Origin of the sequence: Burkholderia sp. BCC1644 (assembly GCF_902833225.1) — a bacterium.
In the GTDB taxonomy this organism is placed as follows: Bacteria; Pseudomonadota; Gammaproteobacteria; order Burkholderiales; family Burkholderiaceae; genus Burkholderia.
The window spans coordinates 65,438-85,925 of the sequence record NZ_CADFEI010000015.1; the positions used below are offsets into that span (position 1 = coordinate 65,438).

The following is a 20,488-nucleotide window of genomic DNA, read 5'->3' on the forward strand; positions in this document are numbered from 1 at the left end:
GAAGATGTCTCGCATGGAGTTCGTTCGATGATTCGTTTCACCCGCTGGATCACCCGCACCGCTGCCGTCACGCTCGTCACGTTCGCCGCCGCGTCGGCCTTCGCGCAAGGCGGCGCCGACAAGGTCGTGCGCATCGGCTTTCAGAAGGCCGGCCTGCTGTCGGTCGTCAAGGCTCAGGGCTCGCTCGAAGCACGGCTCAAGCCGCTCGGCTACGGCGTGCAATGGTTCGAATTCCCGGCCGGTCCGCAACTGCTCGAAGCGCTGAACGCGAACAGCATCGACTTCGGCTACACGGGCGCGCCGCCGCCCGTGTTCGCGCAGGCGGCCGGCGTGCAGTTCGTCTACGTCGGCGCGGAACCGCCGGCGCCGCACAACGAGGCCGTGTTCGTGAAAGCCGATTCGCCGATCCGTTCGGTCGCCGGCCTGCGCGGCAAGAAGGTCGCGCTGCAGAAGGGCTCGAGCGCGAACTACCTGCTGCTCGAAGCGCTGAAGAAGGCCGGCGTGCGTTATGACGAAATTCGCCCGGTGTATCTTGCGCCGGCCGACGCGCGTGCCGCATTCGAAAGCGGCAATGTCGATGCGTGGGCTGTGTGGGATCCGTACTACGCAGCCGCGCAAAGCGCGCTGAAGGTGCGCACGCTGTCCGACTACTCGGGGCTCGCGGCGACCAACAACTTCTACGAAGCGACGCGCGACTTCGCGCAGCAGCATCCCGACGTGGTCGGTGCGATCCTGAAGCAGGCGCGCGAGACGGGCCTGTGGGTCAACGGACATCCGGCCGACACCGCCGCGCTGCTCGCACCGAAGGTCGGCCTGCCGCAAGCGCTCGTCGAGACGTGGATCAAGCGGGTGCCGTTCGGTGCGGTGCCGCTCGATGCGCGGATCGTCGCTGCGCAGCAGGGGGTTGCCGATGCGTTTTATGGCGCGAAGCTGATTCCGCAGAAGCTGAGTGTCGCGGAGAATGCGTGGATCGATAAAGGCGTCGCGAGCGCGCTCGCGGCGAAGTAACGCGCGGCCGCCGCACGCATCCATTCGCACAAGGCCGGCGGGCGCCCTGCCCGTCGGCCAGTCCCGGACTGGCATCCCGTCTCGTGGCATCCGGCGCCGGCTGGCTCATGCGGCGCCGAACGCTTCGGCTGCGCGTACCGGGGTTCGCATGCACGCCCCTGCTCCACGAACGCGCACGCCAAGATAAGGCGGAACCCGTTCGCCGATCAGGAAAGCGCTGATGCTACGCACCAACTCAATCGCTTCGCCCAAAGACACTGCCGTCCAGTCCACCGAGCAGCACACCCCGCCGCCGGCGCCGGAGCACGCTCCAACACCGCAGCAACCGGGGCACGCGTTGTCCGGGCTTCAGGATCTTTCAAGCAGCCGCGCGCGTGCACAGGGCACCACGGGTGTGGAAAAGCGCCCGATCTCGCCGAGCGCGTTCAGCACGCCACAGGCGTCGACGAAGAAGTCCAGGCTCCAGGCCGATTCGCAATCCCCCACCGATGTCAGCGACAGTCACAGCCCGGATCGACTCTTCGGTCCTGGCGGTAACAGCCCGAGGCTGTCTCGCACGGAAGGCGTCCAGGCGGTCGCGTCGTCACACGGCAGTGCTGCACCGATGGGCGGCAAAGTTGTCGACGTTCCGAATCTGCCGACGCTGCAAGGCCAGCCGGAACATTGGACGCCCGCGCAGATCCAGCAGGTGAAGCACGGCATCGAGACCGCACTCACGAAGCAGCACGGTCATCCGGTCAAGGTGCTCGGCTTTCACGTGACACCGGAACAAAATGTGGAATCGCTTCGGGCCGAGGGCTTTTCCGCTGAAAAGCACCAAGGGAAAGCAGGCGGGGTAGCCGGCACCAACATCCACGGTCCAGGCCTCTATATTTCCAAACACCCGACCAGCGATTACGCCAGAGCCGATGGGCACGACAGGATGTTTGCGGTCGTCGTGCCCGGTACCGGATTCCACAAGAGCGACGAGCGTCCGGCCAAGGCGTGGGAGTCGGCGCAACATCACGCGAGTGCCGATACCGGCCATTACATGGAGAGCATGCAAGGCGAACTCAAGATCCTGCCGAGCGCAATCGAGCAGGTCGGGCTCGTTCCCATCGCCCATATTCCGCCTTCGATGTCGTCGGCAGCGCTGGCGGAGCGCGCGAGCATGTTCACCAAACCCGCGGTGCCAAACGGCGTTTCACCGGAACTGCACCAGTGGATCACGGGCGCTATCGCAGGTCATCCTGCGCTGAAGAATATCGAAACGGAAACCGACCCGGAGAACAAGCGCGCCAGCATCCGGCGCGTGGTGAACCAGCTCGACAACGACTGGGCCAAGCCGAACGACGCAACCAAAGAACGCCTGCTTGCCGATCTGAATGCGCGTTATTCGATACCGGACTGAGCCGGAGGTCCTTTCGCCATGAATTGACGACGCGACTGGCCATGATCCCGACGCTTCGATGGCGCCGGATTCGCGTGTGAGGTCCGACGCGTCGATCTCCAGCAGGCGGACAGGCTTTTGCGAGGGTGCCCGACATGTCGGCGCACCCGCTCGCCTACTTCAACGCCCCCGCCACCTTCTTCTGCCGCCACAGACACAGCAGATCGCACGCGACATGCGCAGCCGCGATCGCCGTGATGTCCGCATGATCGTAAGCCGGCGCCACCTCCACCACATCCGCCCCGACCAGATTCACCGCGCCGAGCCCACGCACGATCGCCAGCGCCTGCGCGGACGACAATCCGCCCGCGACCGGCGTCCCCGTCCCCGGCGCGAAAGCCGGATCGAGACAATCGATATCGAACGTCAGATACGCGGGCCGTGCACCGACGATCTCGACGATCCGCTCGACCACCGCGCGCGAACCATGGTCGTGCACCCACGCGGCATCGAGCCGCTCGATCCCGAGAAAGTCGTCGTTCCACGTGCGGATGCCGACCTGCACCGACGTCGCCGGATCGATCAGGCCTTCCTTCACGGCCTTGTAGAACATCGTCCCGTGGTTGAGGCTGTCCGGCTCGTCGTCGGCCCACGTATCGCAGTGCGCGTCGAAATGAATCAGCGACAGCGGCTTCCCATAGCGCTCCGCATGCGCGACCAGCAGCGGATACGTGATGTAGTGGTCGCCGCCGAACGTCAGCATCTTCGCGCCCGAGCGCAGGATCGTGCGCGCATGCTCGATGATCGCGGGCTTGATCGACAGCGGGTTGTGCGCGTCGAACCAGCAGTCGCCGTAGTCGACGGCCGCGAGGTCGTCGAACGGGTTGAAACCCCACGGATACGGATGAAGCTCCGCAAGCTGCACGCTCGCCGCACGAATCGCGGCCGGGCCGAGCCGCGCGCCGGAACGATAGGTCGTCGCAAGGTCGAGCGGCACGCCGGAAATCGCGACGTCGACGCCGTCGAGCGCGCGCGAATAATTGCGGCGCATGAAGGACAGCACGCCCGCATAGGTGTTTTCGATCGAGGAGCCGTACGGCGTCGTGCGACGGATCGCGCCGTCGCCGTGGAGAAGTTCGGTCATGGGTCGGACCTGTTTTCGTGGGGAGCCGGCGCCGCCCCGCTTTCTATGAGCGCGCGGGCCGGGCACGGCATGGATTCATCGGGCACGCACCGGCTTGCGCATCCAGTCGCGCGGCCGGGCAGGACAACGACAACGGCAATACCGCGGCGATCATAGCAAGCCGAATTGAAGTCGTTGCCCCGGTTGAGCGGGGGCAACGCGTTGAAGAATTCCGGCGGCAACACCCGCGCACCGGAGTGCCGCATCGCCGGACCGACGCGACGGCGGGCACGCGCCTGCACGTGCCTTCCCGACCGCGTCCTAGAAGGATTCACCGGTTTTTGCACGCCCGTTCTTCCGGATAATGGCCGGCAGCCGCGCCCTCGACGGCGCGCCGTCCACCGCAGACAACAACAAACCGGAGACACTCGCCTTGATCGCCACGCTTCCCGCCACCTACCGCCGGCTCTGGCCGCTCGCCGTCGCCGCCGCGCTGCTGTACGGGCTGTCGCTCGCCGCCGCGCCCTATCCGGGCCAGGCCGTCGCGAAAGCCGCGATGGGCATCCTGCTGCTCGCGGCGGGCAGCACCTGCGGCGCGGCGCGCGAGCGCGCGTGGCTGTGCGCGGCGCTCGTCACCGCCGTGCTCGGCGACGTGCTGCTCGCGCTGCCCGACTGGCCGCTGTCGTTCGTCCTCGGCCTCGGCGCGTTCCTGCTCACGCATGTGTGCTATTGCGCGATCTTCTTCCGCTGGCGCGCACGGCCGCATGGCTGGCGCGTCGTCGCGCTGGTCGGGCTGTGGATCGCCGCACCGTCGTTCTACGTGGCGTTCTTCCCGCACCTCGGCGAGTTGCTGGCGCCGGTCGCCGTCTACATGCTGGTGCTGTGCGTGATGGCGAGCTTCGCGCTCGCCGCCCGCACGCACGGCGCGCTGGTCGCCATCGGCAGCCTGATCTTCGTCGGCTCCGACACGCTGATCGGCGTCGGCCGGTTCCTCGGCGGTTTTCCGGGCATCGACTACCTGATCTGGGGCCTCTACGCGCTCGCGCAGGTCACGATCGTGGCCGGGGTTTTCCATGAGACGGCCGATCGATCGATCCGTCCCTGATACCGTTTCAAACAGGCCGCCGCGCGCCGGCGGTCTCGTCCATCGCCTGTCTCGTCCTGCCGACGGCCCTTTCCGTCCATCCCGCATCGCGGAAATTGGACCGTTCCAAACCCCGCTCAGCCTTTTCCCGTCTGGCTTCCGGCCCTTAGAGCGCCGCTTCTAGCCTCTTGCGGTTTCCGGGCTCACCCACTATCGTTACATCAAACAATGTAACATTCGAAAATGAGCCAAATCGGAGACACCCGGATGAATGCTCGCACGTTGCCTTTCGGTCCGCCCGGCCACGACGGCCAGGACGAAACCATCGACATCGCCATCATCGGCACCGGCTTCGCCGGTCTCGGGATGGCGATCCGCCTGCGGCAAACAGGCGTGACCGACTTCGTCGTCCTCGAGAAGGCCGCGTCGGTCGGCGGCACGTGGCGCGACAATCATTACCCCGGGTGTGCATGCGACGTGCAATCGCACGTCTATTCGTTCTCGTTCGCGCCGAACCCGCGCTGGACGCGCATGTTCGCGCCGCAGCCGGAAATTCGCGCCTATCTGGAAGACTGCGTGCAACGCTTCGGCGTCGGTCCGCACCTGCGCCTGAACCACGAGCTGCAGCGCGCCGAGTACGACGAGGCCGCGCAGCGCTGGCGCCTCACGTTCGCGAACGGCAAGCGGCTGTCCGCGCGCGTGCTGGTGTCGGGGATGGGCGGCCTGTCGCGCGCCGCGCTGCCGTCGATTCCCGGCGTCGAGAACTTCAAGGGCCGCGCGTTCCACTCGCAACAGTGGGATCACGACTACGCGCTCGAAGGCAAGCGCGTCGCGGTGATCGGCACCGGCGCGAGCGCGATCCAGTTCGTGCCGCAGATCGCGCCGCGCGTGAAGGAACTCGCGCTGTTCCAGCGCACGCCGCCGTGGATCATGCCGAAGCCCGACCGCAACCTGACCGGGCTCGAGAAGTGGCTGTTCCGCACGCTGCCGTTCACGCAGAAAGCCGTGCGCAGCAGCATCTACTGGATGCTCGAATCGCGCGTGCTCGGCTTCGCGATCCATCCGTCGCTGATGAAGAACGTGCAGAAGCTCGCACTGCGCCACATCCGCAAGCAGATTCCCGATCCGGAGCTGCGCAAGACGGTCACGCCGAACTACACGCTCGGCTGCAAGCGCGTGCTGATCTCGAACGACTACTACCCGGCGCTGTCGCGCAAGAACGTCGATGTGATCACGACCGGCATCGACCATATCGAAGCCGATGCGGTCGTGACGACCGACGGCAAACGTCACGAAGTCGACTGCCTGATCTACGGCACCGGCTTCCAGGTGGCCGACCCGTATCCGCGCGGTGCGATCATCGGCCGCGGCGGCCTCGACATCGTCGACGCGTGGCGCGACGGCGCGCACGCGTATCTCGGCTCGACGCTGCCCGGCTACCCGAACTTCTTCATGATCGTCGGCCCGAACACGGGCCTCGGCCACAACTCGATGGTGTTCATGATCGAGTCGCAGATCGAATACATCCTCGGCGCGCTGCAGGCGATGCACCGCGAACGGGCGGATGCGATCGAGGTACGCCCGCTCGTCGAGGCGCAGTTCAACAGCGATCTGCAGGGCAAGCTGAAAAAGGCGATCTGGTCGACGGGCGGCTGCAAGAGCTGGTACCTCGATCCGCGCACCGGCAAGAACACGACGCTGTGGCCGGGCTTCACCTGGCGCTTCCGCCAGGCGACCGCGCACTTCTCGATCGCCGACTACCACGCGTATCGCGCGCCGCAGCACGACACGACCGCGCGGCCCGTCGCCGCGCCCGCCGCTTCCGCATCCACGTCCGCCGAAGCGGCCTGAGCCAGACAAGGAGCCACCGACATGAGAGATTTCGCCAACAAGGTCGCCGCCATCACGGGTGCCGGCTCGGGCATGGGCCGCTCGCTCGCGATCCAGCTCGCACAGGCCGGCTGCCACGTCTCCCTCGCCGACAAGAACAGCGTCGGCCTCGCCGAAACCGAACGGATCGTCCGCACGATCGCGCCGAACGTGCGCGTGTCGACGCGCGTGCTCGACGTCGGCGACCGCGACGCGATGTTCGCGTGGGCCGACGACACCGCGAAGGAACACGGCAAGGTCAACCTGATCTTCAACAACGCGGGCGTCGCGCTGTCGAGCACGATCGAAGGAATGGAATACAGCGATCTCGAGTGGATCGTGAACATCAACTTCTGGGGCGTCGTGCACGGCACGAAGGCATTCCTGCCGCACCTGAAGGCATCGGGCGACGGCCACGTGATCAACACGTCGAGCCTGTTCGGGATCTTCGCGCAACCGGGCATGAGCGGCTACAACGCGACCAAGTTCGCGGTGCGCGGCTTCACCGAATCGCTGCGCCAGGAACTCGACATGATGAAGTGCGGCGTATCGGCGACCTGCGTGCATCCGGGCGGCATCCGCACGAACATCGCGCAGGCGAGCCGCGTGTCGAAGAACATGGTCGGCTTCATGGTCGCGAGCGAGCAGCAAGGCCGCGACACGTTCGAGAAGTTCTTCATCACGACCGCCGACGATGCCGCGCGCACGATCCTCTCGGGCGTGCGCAAGAACAAGCGCCGCGTGCTGATCGGCCGCGACGCGAAGGCCGGCGACTGGATGGCGCGCATGCTGCCGTCCGCGTACCAGGCGCTCGTCGTGCTCGCGACGCGCCGCGAGGCCGCTCGCGCGCGCCGCGACGCCGCGCGCGGCACGCCGGCGCCCGCACCGCTGCACGCCACCTACAACAATGCAGGCAATCAGGGAGGAGAACAATCATGACGACCCCGAACATGATGCCCGTGCGGCGCGACATCCGTTTCGCGCTGCCCCCCGAACGCGCGCGCGACTGGCACGTGCAGGGCGTGCCGGTCACGCACTTCATGAATGCGCTGTCGCTGCTGTTCCCGGCCGGCGAGCGCTTCTTCATGGATTCGGTGCGCAACTACCGCGACCGGATCGAGGATCCCGAGCTGAAGAAACAGGTGCTCGGCTTCATCGGCCAGGAAGCGATGCACACGCGCGAGCACATCGAATACAACGACCTGCTGCAGTCGTCGGGGCTGCCCGCACACAAGCTCGACAAGCGTCTGTGGACGATCCTCGGCTGGTTCAAGAAGGCCCTCCCGCATTCGATGCAGCTCGCGATCACGATCGCGCTCGAGCACTACACGGCGATTCTCGCGAACCAGTTGCTGTCGGGCCACGAGCACCGGATCGACGGCTCGGTCGAAGGCTACCAGCAGATGTGGATGTGGCACGCGATGGAGGAAACCGAGCACAAGGCGGTGTCCTACGACGTGTGGACCACCGTGATGAAGCCGGGCCTCGGCAGCTACCTGCTGCGCACGGGCACGATGCTGACGACCACCGTATTCTTCTGGACGATCGTGTTCGACTTCCACGTGCGCCTGATGCGCGCGCATCGTCGCGAACACGGCAAGTTCGGCGGCATGTGGCGCCTCGTGAAGTATCTGTACGGCCCGAAGCACGGCGTGTTCCCGAGCATCGCGCGCGAATGGCTCGACTACTTCCGCCCGGGCTTCCACCCGTGGGACCACGACAACCACCAGTACCTGCAGGGGCTCGACACGCTGCTCGAGAACATCGACGCGACCAACGCGCGCTACGCGGCGCAAGCCGCCCCGCGCCGCGTGCCGCTGCACCCGGTCCCGCAGGCATGACGCCATGGCGCGCGCCCACGAGATGCTGACCGTCCAGTCCGGCGACGTGAAACTCGCCGTCTACGTAAGCGGGTCGCGTCGCGCGCCGCCGCTGATCCTCGTGCACGGCTACCCCGACTCGGCGGCCGTGTGGGCGCCGATCCGCGCGCGGCTCGCGAAACGCTACCGCGTGATCACATACGACGTGCGCGGCGCCGGTGCGTCCGATGCGCCGCGCCGCCGCGCCGACTACACCCTCGAGCGGCTCGCCGCCGACCTGAAGGCGGTGGCCGACGCGACCTGCGGCGGCCGGCCGTTCCATCTCGTCGGCCACGACTGGGGCTCGATCCAGTGCTGGGAAGCCGTGACCGATCCCGCGTTCCGCGGCCGGATCGCGTCGTACACGTCGATCTCCGGCCCGTGCCTCGATCACGTGTTCCGCGCGAAGATGCGACTCAAGCAGAGCCTGAAGTCGTGGTACATCGCGTTCTTCCATCTGCCGGTCGTGCCGTCGCTGGTGTGGCGGCTCGGCGGTGCGGCGCTGTGGCCGCGCTGGCTGCAGATCACCGAACGCGTGCGCGCCGAGCGCGACCCCGTGCAATTGAAGAACGCGCTGAACGGGCTGCAGCTTTACCGCGCGAACTTCCTCGCACGGGCGCGCAAGCCGCGCGAACGGTATGCGCAGGCGCCGGTGCAGATCCTCGTGCCGGTGCTCGACCGTTATGTCACACCCGAGATGTCGGTCGACCTCGACCGCTGGCTCGGCGACCACGTGCGCGAGGAGATCGATGGCAGCCACTGGGTCGTGCTGCGCCACCCGGACATGATCGCGTCGCGGATCGATCGCTTCGCGTCCGCGCAGGAGCGGCCGGCGGTCGCGAACGCGGCCGTTCAGCGGCCCGTTGGCGCGGGCAGGCGTCTGAACAGCGTCTCGTAGTCGATCACGAGCCCGTCGTCGTCGATGTCCATCTCGGCCGTGAAATTCCGGAAGATCCCCTCGTAGCGATAGCGCCGGCCCGGCTCGATGCACGCATAAGCCTGCTTGACCGGCGTGACCTTCAGGTCCGGCGTCGAGATGTACACGACGTCGATCGGCCGTCGCTCGCCACGCGCGAGCCCGAGGCGGCCGATCGGCAGCGAATTCGTGAACGGCGTCGCCGCGATGTCGATGTCGATGCAGCCGTCGAGCTCCGGCAGCGCGCGGCCCACGCCGTCGCGCCAGTGGCCTTCGCCGTCGCCGCGCAGCTCGAGCGTGCCGCCGCCCATCACCTTGAGCACCGCATAGGTCACGCGCCAGTGCGGATCGCACTCGACGCGATACGCAAGCCCGTACGCACGGCCGTACCGCTGGCCGACCACCGCGCTTTCGACGACGATCGCGCCACCGCTCCGGTCGAACGTCAGATGTTCGACCCCGTCGCCTTCGAGCGACGCCCATCGCACTTCACGCATCGTTTCGCCTCCCGGTTTCCCCAATGCGGGGCACTGTCGCGCTCATCCACCGACGAAAGCGCCGGCGGACGCCGAAATTCGTCAACCACCGAGCGTTCGCATCGAAAAAACGCCGGCGCACCGCCCGTCGAACCTGGCAGACCGTCCGCATTCCCCATTTCGGGGCACCGCCGACAAATCCTGACTATCCAGAATTCCCTATTCCGGTGCATCGGATTGTGTCCTATGCTCGCGGCTCGTCCTGTTCCGCCGCCATCATGCCTACCGCCCGCTCCGCCTCGCCGTCGATCGACCTGCGCATTCTGCTGCGCGGCATCGGACAGATCGTACTGCAAGCGAACGCGCTCACCGGCGCGCTGCTGCTCGCCGCGCTGGCGCTGACCGACCTGCGGCTCGCGAGCGCGGCGCTGGTCGGCTCGGCCGCCGCCAGCATGACCGCCGTGCTGACGGGCGCCGAGCGCCGCGACGTCGAACAGGGGCTGCACGGCTTCAACGGCGCGCTTGCCGCGCTGATCGCCGTGCTGTTCGCGCCCCATCAACTCGCCGCCGTCGCGCTGGTGCCGCTGGTCTCGATCGGCGCGGCCCTCGTGCAGCGGGCGATGCGCGGGCCGCTCGCCCGCTGGCGCCAGTGCCCGTATTCGAGCCCGTGTCTCGCCGTCACCGCACTGTGGCTGCCGTTTGTCGCACTGCAGCATGCGAGTGGTGCGACGGTTAGCCCGGTGCTGACGCTTGCTTCCGCCGCAGATGCCCTTCTTTCAGGCGTCGCGCAGACCACCTTCGCGCAAGGCGCATGGGCTGGCGTACTGATCGTCGCGGGGCTTGCAATTGCGTCGCGCCGCGCGGCCGCGTTCGCGCTCGGCGGTGCGATCGTGTCGACCGTGCTGCTGGTCGCGCTCGGCGCAAACGGCGCATTGTTCGCCGATGGCCTCCTCGGCTTCAACGGCGCGCTCGCCGCGCTCGCGGTGATGCCGCGCGGCCCGCGCGCGGCGCTTGCCGCCGCCGCCCTCGCCGCGCTGATCCAGTGGCTCGCGATGCGCGCGGACATCCCCGTGTTCACTGCCCCGTTCGCACTCGCATCATGGGTGACCGTATACGTCGCGCGCCGCTTCACCCTCGGAGAACCCGATGTCGTCATTCGCACACCGTCCTGAAGCCGTGAAACCCGGCGGCCCGATCTCGGACGCCGAACGCCAGATGCGCGTCGATCTCGCCGCAGCCTACCGGCTCGTCGCGCTGAACGGCTGGGACGACCTGATCTACACGCACCTTTCCGCAACCGTGCCCGGCGAACCCGGCCACTTCCTGATCAACCCGTTCGGCCTGACGTTCGACGAGGTCCGCGCGTCGAACCTCGTGAAGATCGACCTGGCCGGCAACCGGATCGGCGACAGCGAGCACGCGGTCAACGTGACGGGCTTCGCGCTGCATGCGGCCGTGCATGACGCGCGCGCCGATGCCGTCTGCGTGATGCATCTGCACAATACGCCCGGCATTGCCGTGTCGATCCAGCGCGACGGGCTGCTGCCCGCGTCGCAGCACGCATTGCGCTTTCACGGCGACCTCGCGTACCACGACTACGAGGCGCTCGCGTTCTCGCCGGCCGAAGGCACGCGGCTCACCACGAGCCTCGGCGCGAAATCCGCGATGCTGCTGCGCAACCACGGCACGCTGACGGTCGGCCGCACCGTCGCCGAAGCCTATGTGCTGATGGATACGCTGATCAAGGCCTGCGACATCCAGGTGCGCGCGCAGGCAGGCGGCGGGCCGCTCGTGATGCCCGACCCGGCCGTGGCCGACCGCACCGCCGAACAACTGCGCGACGGCGGCGCGATCGAGGGCGAACTGGAATGGCCGGCGCTGCTGCGCCGGCTCGACCGCATCGATCCGTCGTATCGCGACTGACTTCGCATCCCTGGCCGCGATCGCGGCCGAACCCGACACACTCAACCGGAGCACTTGTCATGCCGACTTTCAATATCCAGCTGTTCGAAGGCCGCACCGTCGACCAGAAACGCGAATTCGTCGAAGCAATCACGCGCGTCACGTGCGAAACGCTCGGCTGCGAGCCGGGCTCGGTCGACATCATCCTCACCGACGTGAAGAAGGAGAACTGGGCGACGGCCGGGAAGCTGTGGAGCGACGAGCGCTGAACGTCACGATCGGCGAGGCCTGAACGCCCGCCCGCATCGCCCTGATTCATCCGCTGCAGCGCCCGCACGACGGCGCTGCAGGCGGCCGCCTCCTCCGCCTCCCGTTGTGCGCGCGCACATCGCTTTGTCACGCAATCGGTGCATATAATGCGCCTCAGACGCAGCAGCCGATGGCCACCCGACGAGGAGACCGCCATGGAAGCAAAGAACGAGGAAGTCGTCGCACACCTGCTCTCCGATGTCGTCGAATTCGCGCGCGGGCGCCTGCCCGAAGCCACCTTCCGGATCGTCGAACCCTTCCTGCGTCACTACTACGATTTCGTCGACGCCGACGATCTGCAGAACCGCAGCATCGCCGACCTGTACGGCGCCGCGATGGCGCACTGGCAGACCGCCCAGAAATTCGTCCCCGGCAGCGAACGGCTGCGCGTGTACAACCCGATCCTCGAACAGCACGGCTGGCATTCCGATCACACGGTGATCGAGATCGTCAACGACGACATGCCGTTCCTCGTCGACTCGGTGACGATGGCCGTCAACCGTCTCGGCCTCGCGCTGCATTCGGCGCTGCACCCGGTGTTCCGCATCTGGCGCGGCGCAGGCGGCGGCATCGAGCGCGTCGATGCGGGCGGCGCGACACCCGGCGACGGCCAGTCGCAACTCGCGTCGTTCATCCATTTCGAAGTCGACCGCTGCGGCGACGCCGCGCTGCTCGACACGCTGCGCGAGGACATCGCGCACGTGCTCGGCGACGTACGCGCGTCGGTCGAGGACTGGCCGAAGATCGTCGACATCGCGCGCGCGACGATCAAGGAAATGAAGGCGCGCGAATCGACCGCGGAAGACATCGAGGCGCGCGCGTTCCTCGAATGGATGGCCGCCGATCACTTCACGTTCCTCGGCCAGCGCGACTACGCGCTGGTCTCGGACGGCACGGGCTTCGGCCTGCGCGGCATCGAAGGCTCGGGCTACGGCATCCTGCGCGAATCGCTGCGCACGTCGGGCGCGCCCGACGTGACGCCGCTGCCGCAGGCCGCCGCCGACATCATCACCGGCGCGTGGCCGATCTTCCTGACCAAGGCGAACTCGCGCGCGACCGTGCACCGGCCCGGCTACCTCGATTACGTCGGCGTAAAACTCGTCGGCGCCGACGGGAAAGTAACCGGCGAACGCCGCTTCATCGGGCTCTACACGTCCACCGCCTACATGGTGTCGAGCGCCGAGATCCCGATCGTGCGCCGCAAGTGCGCGAACATCGTGCGGCGCGCGGGCTTCCTGCCCAAGGGGCACCTCGGCAAGTCGCTCGTGACCGTGCTCGAAACCTATCCGCGCGACGAACTGTTCCAGGCCGACGAAGACCAGCTCTACGACATCGCGCTCGGCATCCTGCGGCTGCAGGAACACCAGCGCACGCGGCTGTTTGTGCGGCGCGACCGGTTCGACCGCTTCGTGTCGTGCCTCGTGTTCGTGCCGCGCGACAAGTACAACACCGACCTGCGCCGCCGCATCGCGAAGCTGCTCATCGACGCGTACAACGGCGTGAACGTCGAGTTCACGCCGCTGCTGTCGGAATCCGCGATCGCGCGCATTCATTTCGTCGTCCACGCGGAACCGGGCACGATGCCCGACGTCGACACGCGCGAGCTCGAAACGCGGCTGGTGCAAGTGGCGCGCCGCTGGCAGGACGATCTCGCCGACGCGCTGCTCGACGCATTCGGCGAAGAGCAAGGCAACCGCCTGCTGCAGCGCTATGCCGAATCGTTCCCGGCCGGCTATCGCGACGACTACCCGGCGCGCACGGCCGTGCGCGACATCGAGCTGATCGAGCGCGTGAAGGACACGGGCCAGATCGCGATGAACCTGTACCGGCCGATCGAGGCCGAGCCGCGCGCGTTCCGTTTCAAGGTCTATCGCGCGGGCGACCCGATCGCGCTGTCGCGCAGCCTGCCGATGCTCGAGCATCTCGGCGTGCGTGTCGACGAGGAGCGGCCGTACCGGATCCAGACGCAGGACGCCACGCACGCGTGGGTCCACGACTTCGGCCTCGAGCTCGCGGACGATACCGAGTTCGACATCGAGCGCGTGAAAGGCCTGTTCGAGGATGCGTTCGACCGGATCTGGAGCGGCCGGATCGAGAACGACGACTTCAACCGCCTCGTGCTGCGCGCGCACCTGAGCGCGCGCGAAGTGACGATCCTGCGCGCGTATGCGAAATACCTGCGGCAGGTCGGCTCGACGTTCAGCGACGCGTATATCGAACGCGCGCTGACCGGCAATCCGGCGATCGCCCGACAGCTCGTCGAGCTGTTCCTGCTGCGCTTCGATCCGGCCACCGGCGACACGCGCGACGTGCAGGCCGAACGCCTGCTGAAGGCGATCGAAGGGGCGCTCGACCAGGTGCCGAACCTCGACGAGGACCGCATCCTGCGCCAGTTCCTCGGCGTGATCAACGCGACCGAGCGCACGAACTACTTCCTCGTCGACGCGAACGGCGAATCGAAACCGTACCTGTCGTTCAAGTTCAATCCGGCCAAGGTGCCCGGCCTGCCCGAACCGAAGCCGATGTTCGAGATCTGGGTGTATTCGCCGCGAGTCGAGGGCGTGCACCTGCGCGGCGGGCGCGTCGCGCGCGGCGGCCTGCGCTGGTCGGATCGCCGCGAGGATTTCCGCACCGAAGTGCTCGGGCTGATGAAGGCGCAGATGGTGAAGAACGTCGTGATCGTGCCGGTCGGCTCGAAAGGCGGCTTCGTCGTGAAGAATCCGCCGCCGCCGAGCGATCGCGAAGCGTGGATGCGCGAAGGCGTCGCGTGTTACCAGACCTTCCTGCGCGGGCTGCTCGACCTGACCGACAACCTCGTCAGCAACGCGATCGTGCCGCCGCCCGACATCGTGCGCCATGACGCCGACGATCCGTACCTGGTCGTCGCCGCCGACAAGGGCACGGCCACCTTCTCCGACTACGCGAACGCGATCTCGCACGAATACGGCTTCTGGCTCGACGACGCGTTCGCATCCGGCGGCTCGGTCGGCTACGACCACAAGAAGATGGCGATCACCGCGCGCGGCGCGTGGGAATCGGTGAAGCGGCACTTCCGCGAGATGGGCATCGATACGCAGACGACCGACTTCACCGTGGTCGGCGTCGGCGACATGTCGGGCGACGTGTTCGGCAACGGGATGCTGCTGTCGCCGCATATCCGGCTCGTCGCCGCGTTCGATCACCGGCACGTGTTCCTCGACCCGAACCCCGATCCCGCGACGAGCTTCGCGGAGCGCGAGCGCATGTTCGCGCTCGAACGCTCGAGCTGGGCCGACTACGATCCGGCCGCGATTTCGTCGGGCGGCGGCGTGTATCCGCGCACCGCGAAGACGATCCCGCTGTCGCCCGCCGTGCAGGCCGCGCTCGGCATCGACGCGCACGCGCTGCCGCCGACCGAGCTGATCCGCGCGATCCTGCAGGCGCCGGTCGACCTGCTGTACAACGGCGGCATCGGCACCTACGTGAAGGCCGCGCGCGAAACCCACCTGCAGGTCGGCGACCGCGCGAACGACGCGGTGCGCGTGAACGGCGCGGACCTGCGCTGCAAGGTGGTCGGCGAAGGCGGCAACCTCGGCTGCACGCAGTTCGGCCGCATCGAGTTCGCGCAGCGCGGCGGCCGCATGAACACCGATGCGATCGACAACTCGGCCGGCGTCGATTGTTCGGATCACGAAGTCAACATCAAGATCCTGCTCGGACTCGTCGTATCCGACGGCGAAATGACCGAGAAGCAGCGCAACGCACTGCTCGCGGAAATGACCGACGAAGTCGGGTTGCTCGTGCTGCGCGACAACTACTACCAGACGCAGGCGCTGTCGATCGCCGGCCGTTATGCGGTCGAGCTGCTCGACGCCGAAGCGCGCCTGATGCGCTGGCTCGAACGCGCGGGCCGCCTGAACCGCGTGATCGAATTCCTGCCGACCGATGACGAAGTCGCCGAGCGGCAAGCCGCGAAGGCCGGCCTCACGTCGCCGGAGCGTGCGGTGCTGCTCGCGTACAGCAAGATGTGGCTCTACGACGCGCTGCTCGAATCCGACGTGCCCGAGGATCCGCTGGTGGCGGCGATGCTCGTCGACTACTTCCCGAAGCCGCTGCAGCAGCGTTTCAGCGAACCGATGGGCCGCCATCCGCTGCGCCGCGAGATTCTCGCGACACACCTGACCAACGCGCTCGTCAACCGCGTCGGCTGCGCGTTCGTGCACCGGCTGATGGAGGAAACGGATGCGAAGCCGGGCGACATCGTACGCGCGTGCATCATGGCGCGCGACGTGTTCGACCTCGATGCGGTGTGGCGCGACATCGACGCGCTCGACAACCGCGTGGCCGACGACGTGCAGGCGCGCATGTTCGTCGACGTCGCGCGGCTGCTGGAGCGCGCGGCGCTGTGGTTCCTGCGCCATCTGCAATCCGGCGCGGTGGCCGACGGCGGCGTCGCCGAGCTGATCGCACGCTGCCGGGACGCAGCAGAACGGCTCGCACCGCAACTACCGTCGCTGCTGCCGGCCGACGATCTCGATGCGCTGTCCGAACGGCAGCGCGTGCTCGTCGAAGCCGGCGTCGACGGCGCGCTCGCGGTGCGTGTCGCGAGCGGCGATATTTCCGCGGCGCTGCTCGACATCGCCGAAGTGGCCGCGACCTGCAACCGCAGCCTCGAACTCGTCGCGGGCGTCTATTTCTCGCTCGGCACGCTGCTCAATTACGGGTGGATCAGCGAACGTGCGGCGACACTGCCGACGCCGACGCACTGGGACATGCTCGCGCGCGCGGCCGCACTCGCGGAAGTCGCGCGCCTGAAGCGTACGCTGACGACGAGTGCGCTCGCGGAATCGCCGGATTCGACGACGGCGGAGACGATCGTCGGCGCGTGGCGCGAGCGCCGCGACGCCGCGCTCGCGCGCTACGAACACCTGCTTGCGGATCTGCGCGCGTCGGGTGGCGCGAGCCTGGCGGTGCTGCTCGTGGTCGTGCGGGAAATGGCCGTGCTCGAACGCGCGTGACCGGGCTGGCGGGCGCCCGGTGGATGAGCGTCGCCGATCCGGCGTGACCGGAACCGGCACGCGCGCCCGCTTGCGTGCGCGCGACGCTAGATCGTCGCTACCAGCAGTTCCTCAGCGTTGTTCGGCGGCCTGAGGCCGTCCGCACGATCCGCGAAATAACGGCGCGTCAGTTCGGCAGCCGAAACGTGCTCGGTTTTCGCGAAGCCGGCCTCGTGCGCAAGCGCCTGAATCTGCGCCGGCATGAAGAAGCTGATGAACGGCGTGCCGCTCGCGCGTGCGCCCTTCGCGGCCATTTCGAGCCCCGGACGCACGTCCGGATCCGCGTTCTCCAGCGGCAGAAGGAACGTCATCGCGAGCGTCGAGCCCGGCGCGAGCGATGCGACTTCACGCAGCGCGGCCGCGTTCGCTACGCGCGTCAGGTACATGCTGACGCCAGTGGACACCACGACGGCTGGCTTGCCGGCATCGAAGCCCGCGCCGACGAGCGCATCGCGCCACGACTGCTTCGCCTCGAAATCGACCGGCACGAAACGCAGCCAGTCGGGCACGCCGAAACCGAGCTCGACCAGACGGCGTTGCTTCCAGGCCTGCGGCGCCGGCGGATCGACTTCGAACACGGTCACACGCGACGCCATGTCGGGACGGCGCTGCACGAAGCTGTCGAGACCCGCGCCGAGGATCACGTACTGGCTCACGCCATGCGCGGCCTGCTCGGCCACGAGATCCTCGATGAAGCGTGCCCGCGCGACGATCGACGCACGAAACGGCCGCGTGAACAGCGGATCCATGTCGCCGCGCTGCTGCCAGCCCGGCTCCGGCGCGAGCAGTTGAAGGCCGACCTCGTCGGCGAGCACGTGCGGCGGCGCGTCGAGTTCGACGTGCAGCGCGCGCCACAGCGCGACGCGGGCGGCCGTGCTGTCGGGGGCGTCTTCGCGGATATCGGTCATGCCGGCCTCACGCGCCTTGCTTGCCCGGCGCCTGCAGGCGCCATACACGGCCGTCGGGGTCGCGCACGGTCATGTCGCGCGTGCCCCAGTGCGTGTCCTCGAACGGCGTGACGACATCGACGATCGGCTGCGGCCGCACCGCCTGCTCGTCGGGCACCTTGAGCACGACCTGCATGTCCGGCGTCTCGCCCGGCGGCACTTCGGCGATGAACAGGAACGGGCCGTCGCCGCTGCGCAGCTGGCCCGAGTTGTGATCGGTTTCGAATTCCAGCTTGAAGCCCAGCGCCTGGAAGAACTTCGCCGACTTGCCCCAGTTGTGCGTCGTCAGGTACACGGCTTCGATTCGCTCGGATGACATGTCACTCCTCCTTGGTGGACGGCTCCGCGCCCGGCGGCGGCGCGGCCAGGTACGCGCGCAACGCATCGGCCACCAGCGCGGACAGCGATTGCTCCGTTTCGATGGCGCGATGCTTGACCTGCCGGATCAGGCCGAGCGGCAGGTACACGTTGAATTGCTTCACTTCTTCGTCGGTCATGTGGGCTAGTATGCTAGCAATCTAGCAAAAGTCAATCACGGATGCAGCCGGACGGATAGCCGATACAGGCGCTGCCGATCGCCATCACGTCCACGGTCGAGGTACTCGCCGCCGAAGCGCGCCCGATGCGCTGGCGCGGACGCGCGGGCCGGCTGAACCGGGCGATCGAATTCGTGCCGACCGACAACGAAGCCGGCGAACGGCAAACTGCGAAGCTCGGCCTCACGTCGCCCGGGTTGGCCGATGCGATCACGACGATCGCGACAACAAGCCCACCCATTCACGTCGCCATAACCCGTTATATAAGCGCGCTTTTTCACGCCCGGCAATCGACGCCCCCTCTGCCAGAAATGACAGTTGTAAAGCGCTCACACGCAAACTAGTCTGAATGGCAGTAGCTGAATTCAATAAAAGTAGAATTTCACGTTTTTTGAAACTATTCCGGTATTCGTTGACATGATCGCATGATGCTGCGATTTCCGTAGAGCCATTACGCTTTGCGTTAAAAAATTAAACAATACAGCCCCGGAGTTTCCATGAATGTCAGCAATGTCTCGAGTTCGGGTCGCCGTGCTTCCCGGTGGGCGGCAGCGGCAATTTATGCGGGCGCGTTCATTTCGGCGACCGGCACCGCTCTGCCAGCGAATGCAAAAGGCGTCGGCAGCGGGGAATGCGACACGCCGAACACACCATTCTGCGATGCCCTGATGAATCCGTTGCCGGGATGGCCCGGCCACGTTTTCAAGCTGTCGCAGGACTATCCCGATTCCGCGCCAGAAGATTACCAGCCGTGGCGTAAATACGATCCGATTAACGATACCAAACGCTACATCCTTTCGGCTCTCACGTATTTCTATGAAGGAAATATTCGGGGCAATCCTGCCGAAAGTGAAAACAATTTCGATCCGGCACTCAATCAGAGGCGCAAGTGGTATCACGCCCCTTGGCAAGATTACGGCAAAGAAGGACGTGAATTCATCCATGGATTGACGCGCGAACGTGTATCGCAACCTCTCGAACTCGCGAAAACACAGACGTCGTATTGGAATAACTACGCGGTCGGCTTCTACAACGCACCGGGCGGCGTCACGTTCGGAAAAGTCTGGAAGGATCATGGAAAGCCCGATACGAATGCGGGAACCTTTCCTGAAGGAACCGTTTCGGGGAAGTTGCTGTTTACGACGGCAACGCCTAACGAGGTTCCCTATCTGGCAGGCGCGCCCGAATGGAAGGCCTATGTTTATTGCGACGTGCACGACCAAAACCCGACGCTGGACAGCGAGCGCTGTGTCAAGACGGTTCGCTTGCTGCAGATCGACATCGGGGTGAAGGACAACCGTTCAAAGGCCACCGGCTGGGTATTCGGCACCTTTGTCTACGGAGGCGGCAAGCCGCCGAAAACGAGTTTGTCGAAGGGCTCGGAACTCGCGGTCGGCGACGGACGGCCGAAACTGAAGCCGCTCAGGAATTGGGAACAGGTTTATCCCGTCGGCGTCATGTGGGGTAATGACCCCGGATACACGGGGTCCGGCAAGCTGTTCCAGACATGGCTCAATCCGGACGTCAAGCTGCCCCATTACGGTTACCAGAACCGCCTCAACGGTCCGGTCGACAACCCGAAATCGGCTTGCATGTCGTGTCACTCGACTTCCCAGTGGCCGTTGAGTGCGAGCATGATCCCGCCCAAGGGGGCATCCCAATATGTCACCGCATGGTGGTTCCGCAACATCCCTTCGGGGACGCCATTCGGACCGGGGATGCCGCCGGAACCGCCGCCGCAGGGGACGCAGCCCGCGAGCGACAACGTGCACCGGGTATCTCTCGATTATTCGCTTCAGCTCGCAGGCGGCCTCAGAAATTTCTTTGAAGCCAATCAGCAGCTCATCGAGAAAATGTTTCCCAAGGCGTCCGCTGACGATGTCAAGGCGTACCTTGGCAATCCGGTCTCCCGGTCCGGCGACGAATAGTCTCCAGGACCGGCACGCCTGGAGATTTCGCGTGACTCGGAATCATCTGGAATGACGCGAGGGCCCATGGCTGTCGTGCGCGAGCAGTCATAGCGTCCGCGCGCCATGGAAAATTGCCTTGCGGCC

Annotated in this window: 18 protein-coding genes; 12 read left to right on the plus strand and 6 right to left on the minus strand. The window is 66.5% G+C overall.

The window, feature by feature from the left end:
* The first annotated feature begins 27 nt into the window (after positions 1 to 27).
* Positions 28 to 1,008, plus strand: coding sequence for a sulfonate ABC transporter substrate-binding protein (locus tag HWX87_RS26765; protein ID WP_176050093.1), 981 nt, complete (start codon positions 28 to 30; stop codon positions 1,006 to 1,008).
* A gap of 220 nt (positions 1,009 to 1,228) precedes the next feature.
* A complete protein-coding gene (locus tag HWX87_RS26770; protein WP_176050094.1) occupies positions 1,229 to 2,398 on the plus strand; it encodes a hypothetical protein in 1,170 nt (389 codons plus the stop codon).
* Positions 2,399 to 2,552: 154 nt separating this feature from the next.
* Here the strand turns inward: HWX87_RS26770 and speB are convergent, their stop codons facing one another.
* A complete protein-coding gene (gene speB / locus HWX87_RS26775) occupies positions 2,553 to 3,521 on the minus strand; it encodes an agmatinase (protein ID WP_176050095.1) in 969 nt (322 codons plus the stop codon).
* 412 nt (positions 3,522 to 3,933) lie between these two features.
* Between speB and HWX87_RS26780 the strand changes: the two genes are divergently transcribed.
* The 5 genes from HWX87_RS26780 to HWX87_RS26800 all read left to right on the plus strand — a co-directional run bounded on the left by HWX87_RS26780 (position 3,934) and on the right by HWX87_RS26800 (position 9,210).
* Positions 3,934 to 4,605 (plus strand): lysoplasmalogenase, encoded by a 672-nt coding sequence (locus HWX87_RS26780; protein WP_176050096.1) that lies wholly within the window; start codon positions 3,934 to 3,936, stop codon positions 4,603 to 4,605.
* Positions 4,606 to 4,851: 246 nt separating this feature from the next.
* On the plus strand, positions 4,852 to 6,435 hold the full coding sequence (locus tag HWX87_RS26785; protein WP_176050097.1) for an NAD(P)/FAD-dependent oxidoreductase: 1,584 nt from the start codon (positions 4,852 to 4,854) through the stop codon (positions 6,433 to 6,435).
* Positions 6,436 to 6,456: 21 nt separating this feature from the next.
* Positions 6,457 to 7,392, plus strand: coding sequence for an SDR family oxidoreductase (locus HWX87_RS26790; protein ID WP_176050098.1), 936 nt, complete (start codon positions 6,457 to 6,459; stop codon positions 7,390 to 7,392).
* On the plus strand, positions 7,389 to 8,294 hold the full coding sequence (locus HWX87_RS26795; RefSeq protein ID WP_176050099.1) for a metal-dependent hydrolase: 906 nt from the start codon (positions 7,389 to 7,391) through the stop codon (positions 8,292 to 8,294). Before HWX87_RS26790 ends, HWX87_RS26795 begins: the two co-directional genes overlap by 4 nt.
* Before the next feature lie 4 nt (positions 8,295 to 8,298).
* Positions 8,299 to 9,210 (plus strand): alpha/beta fold hydrolase, encoded by a 912-nt coding sequence (locus tag HWX87_RS26800; protein ID WP_176050100.1) that lies wholly within the window; start codon positions 8,299 to 8,301, stop codon positions 9,208 to 9,210.
* Here the strand turns inward: HWX87_RS26800 and HWX87_RS26805 are convergent.
* On the minus strand, positions 9,165 to 9,725 hold the full coding sequence (locus HWX87_RS26805) for a putative glycolipid-binding domain-containing protein (RefSeq protein WP_176050101.1): 561 nt from the start codon (positions 9,723 to 9,725) through the stop codon (positions 9,165 to 9,167). The two genes, HWX87_RS26800 and HWX87_RS26805, sit on opposite strands and share 46 nt — an antisense overlap.
* Positions 9,726 to 9,982: 257 nt before the next feature.
* Between HWX87_RS26805 and HWX87_RS26810 the strand changes: the two genes are divergently transcribed.
* From HWX87_RS26810 to HWX87_RS26825, 4 genes are all read left to right on the plus strand, one after another.
* Complete coding sequence (locus HWX87_RS26810) at positions 9,983 to 10,876, plus strand: urea transporter (protein WP_176050102.1); 894 nt, start codon at positions 9,983 to 9,985, stop codon at positions 10,874 to 10,876.
* Positions 10,851 to 11,627 carry a class II aldolase/adducin family protein gene (locus HWX87_RS26815; protein ID WP_176050103.1) on the plus strand — a complete coding sequence of 259 codons (777 nt, stop codon included), beginning with the start codon at positions 10,851 to 10,853 and terminating at the stop codon, positions 11,625 to 11,627. Before HWX87_RS26810 ends, HWX87_RS26815 begins: the two co-directional genes overlap by 26 nt.
* 59 nt (positions 11,628 to 11,686) lie before the next feature.
* Positions 11,687 to 11,875 carry a 4-oxalocrotonate tautomerase gene (locus tag HWX87_RS26820; RefSeq protein ID WP_069251875.1) on the plus strand — a complete coding sequence of 63 codons (189 nt, stop codon included), beginning with the start codon at positions 11,687 to 11,689 and terminating at the stop codon, positions 11,873 to 11,875.
* 195 nt (positions 11,876 to 12,070) lie between these two features.
* Positions 12,071 to 16,912: an NAD-glutamate dehydrogenase gene (locus tag HWX87_RS26825; RefSeq protein WP_176050104.1), complete on the plus strand. Its 4,842-nt coding sequence runs from the start codon at positions 12,071 to 12,073 to the stop codon at positions 16,910 to 16,912.
* 86 nt (positions 16,913 to 16,998) lie between these two features.
* Here the strand turns inward: HWX87_RS26825 and HWX87_RS26830 are convergent, their stop codons facing one another.
* The 4 genes from HWX87_RS26830 to HWX87_RS38120 are packed head-to-tail and all read right to left on the minus strand — an operon-like array spanning position 16,999 to position 18,675.
* A complete protein-coding gene (locus HWX87_RS26830; RefSeq protein WP_176050105.1) occupies positions 16,999 to 17,859 on the minus strand; it encodes a class I SAM-dependent methyltransferase in 861 nt (286 codons plus the stop codon).
* 7 nt (positions 17,860 to 17,866) lie between these two features.
* Entirely contained in the window at positions 17,867 to 18,217 is a 351-nt protein-coding gene (locus HWX87_RS26835) for a VOC family protein (protein WP_176050106.1), read from the minus strand.
* A gap of 1 nt (position 18,218) precedes the next feature.
* Positions 18,219 to 18,395 carry a ribbon-helix-helix protein, CopG family gene (locus HWX87_RS26840; protein WP_176050107.1) on the minus strand — a complete coding sequence of 59 codons (177 nt, stop codon included), beginning with the start codon at positions 18,393 to 18,395 and terminating at the stop codon, positions 18,219 to 18,221.
* A 31-nt stretch (positions 18,396 to 18,426) separates the two neighbouring features.
* Positions 18,427 to 18,675 carry a hypothetical protein gene (locus HWX87_RS38120; RefSeq protein WP_244137766.1) on the minus strand — a complete coding sequence of 83 codons (249 nt, stop codon included), beginning with the start codon at positions 18,673 to 18,675 and terminating at the stop codon, positions 18,427 to 18,429.
* A 256-nt stretch (positions 18,676 to 18,931) separates the two neighbouring features.
* On the opposite strand from HWX87_RS38120, the gene HWX87_RS26850 reads away from it, so the two are divergent.
* On the plus strand, positions 18,932 to 20,362 hold the full coding sequence (locus HWX87_RS26850; RefSeq protein WP_176050108.1) for a hypothetical protein: 1,431 nt from the start codon (positions 18,932 to 18,934) through the stop codon (positions 20,360 to 20,362).
* The last annotated feature ends 126 nt before the right edge of the window (positions 20,363 to 20,488 follow it).

What these genes read in the sequence shown, in the direction of transcription:
- HWX87_RS26765 (WP_176050093.1), top strand. Translation starts at nt 28, where the DNA reads ATGATTCGTTTCACCCGCTGGATCACCCGCACCGCTGCCGTCACGCTC.
- HWX87_RS26770 (WP_176050094.1), top strand. Translation starts at nt 1,229, where the DNA reads ATGCTACGCACCAACTCAATCGCTTCGCCCAAAGACACTGCCGTCCAG.
- speB (WP_176050095.1), bottom strand. Translation starts at nt 3,521, where the DNA reads ATGACCGAACTTCTCCACGGCGACGGCGCGATCCGTCGCACGACGCCG.
- HWX87_RS26785 (WP_176050097.1), top strand. Translation starts at nt 4,852, where the DNA reads ATGAATGCTCGCACGTTGCCTTTCGGTCCGCCCGGCCACGACGGCCAG.
- HWX87_RS26790 (WP_176050098.1), top strand. Translation starts at nt 6,457, where the DNA reads ATGAGAGATTTCGCCAACAAGGTCGCCGCCATCACGGGTGCCGGCTCG.
- HWX87_RS26795 (WP_176050099.1), top strand. Translation starts at nt 7,389, where the DNA reads ATGACGACCCCGAACATGATGCCCGTGCGGCGCGACATCCGTTTCGCG.
- HWX87_RS26800 (WP_176050100.1), top strand. Translation starts at nt 8,299, where the DNA reads ATGGCGCGCGCCCACGAGATGCTGACCGTCCAGTCCGGCGACGTGAAA.
- HWX87_RS26805 (WP_176050101.1), bottom strand. Translation starts at nt 9,725, where the DNA reads ATGCGTGAAGTGCGATGGGCGTCGCTCGAAGGCGACGGGGTCGAACAT.
- HWX87_RS26810 (WP_176050102.1), top strand. Translation starts at nt 9,983, where the DNA reads ATGCCTACCGCCCGCTCCGCCTCGCCGTCGATCGACCTGCGCATTCTG.
- HWX87_RS26815 (WP_176050103.1), top strand. Translation starts at nt 10,851, where the DNA reads ATGTCGTCATTCGCACACCGTCCTGAAGCCGTGAAACCCGGCGGCCCG.
- HWX87_RS26820 (WP_069251875.1), top strand. Translation starts at nt 11,687, where the DNA reads ATGCCGACTTTCAATATCCAGCTGTTCGAAGGCCGCACCGTCGACCAG.
- HWX87_RS26825 (WP_176050104.1), top strand. Translation starts at nt 12,071, where the DNA reads ATGGAAGCAAAGAACGAGGAAGTCGTCGCACACCTGCTCTCCGATGTC.
- HWX87_RS26830 (WP_176050105.1), bottom strand. Translation starts at nt 17,859, where the DNA reads ATGACCGATATCCGCGAAGACGCCCCCGACAGCACGGCCGCCCGCGTC.
- HWX87_RS26835 (WP_176050106.1), bottom strand. Translation starts at nt 18,217, where the DNA reads ATGTCATCCGAGCGAATCGAAGCCGTGTACCTGACGACGCACAACTGG.
- HWX87_RS26840 (WP_176050107.1), bottom strand. Translation starts at nt 18,395, where the DNA reads ATGACCGACGAAGAAGTGAAGCAATTCAACGTGTACCTGCCGCTCGGC.
- HWX87_RS38120 (WP_244137766.1), bottom strand. Translation starts at nt 18,675, where the DNA reads ATGGGTGGGCTTGTTGTCGCGATCGTCGTGATCGCATCGGCCAACCCG.
- HWX87_RS26850 (WP_176050108.1), top strand. Translation starts at nt 18,932, where the DNA reads ATGAATGTCAGCAATGTCTCGAGTTCGGGTCGCCGTGCTTCCCGGTGG.